This is a genomic window from Xenorhabdus indica, assembly GCF_014467235.1.
GTDB classification, from domain to species: Bacteria; Pseudomonadota; Gammaproteobacteria; order Enterobacterales; family Enterobacteriaceae; genus Xenorhabdus; species Xenorhabdus indica.
The window spans coordinates 1-661 of record NZ_NKHP01000111.1 but is presented as its reverse complement, the minus strand read 5'-3'; the positions used below and the strand labels follow the sequence as shown (position 1 = coordinate 661).

General features: G+C 54.9%; 1 protein-coding gene. It reads right to left on the bottom strand.

The features are described 5' to 3' along the window. The coding region (locus Xind_RS19720) for a TraI domain-containing protein (RefSeq protein WP_187650965.1) at nucleotides 1–556 on the bottom strand (556 nt) is incomplete at its 3' end. Between the last annotated feature and the right edge of the window lie 105 nt (nucleotides 557–661).

Genomic DNA, 661 nt, shown 5'->3' with positions numbered 1-661 from the left:
GCAGCTCAGACAGTGAGGCATGAAACCGGAAGCGGAAACGGCGTGCTGGCACCCACAACCCCGGCAGCCAGGGGTGTCCATCATCCAGTTCACCTTCCAGTTGCCGCAACAGCGGCAGGTGGTAAAACAACGCGGCCCAGAATACCACTGCCTGCCACAACAAGCTCTGTGCGGCCTGTGTTTCCGGTGCCACGCCGGGTGGCAGCATGTGTCCTTTCGCCAGCCGCACAGCACAGGCAGTAAATTGCAGTGTCAAATCTATAAACCCACCACGATAAGACCAGACGCCTTCCGGTGTGGCAGGAATATGCTGCACACGGGCGCATAATTGCCGGAGCGGATCCAGATAAAACTGCTGATACAATCCGGCGGGCAGCGCACTGTTTTCCCACAGTTGCCGGAGAGCCTGACCACGTTCTGAGGTTGCCAGCAGCGCTTCTGCTGACTGTGGCTGGAAATACCCCCGGTTGTCGCGAAGGGTTTCCGCTGGTTGTCCGGATGATTTTGATGATGTCACAGGCGGGCGGGCAAAATGGGATTTAAAACGTTCCAACATGGGCTTTTCCTCTTTGGCTTCAAATTTAGCCCAGTGTCGGTCAATCCCACGCTGAAACAAGGCGAAACTCTTTTTGCGAAAATGAAAATTGTTTGTATGACTTAC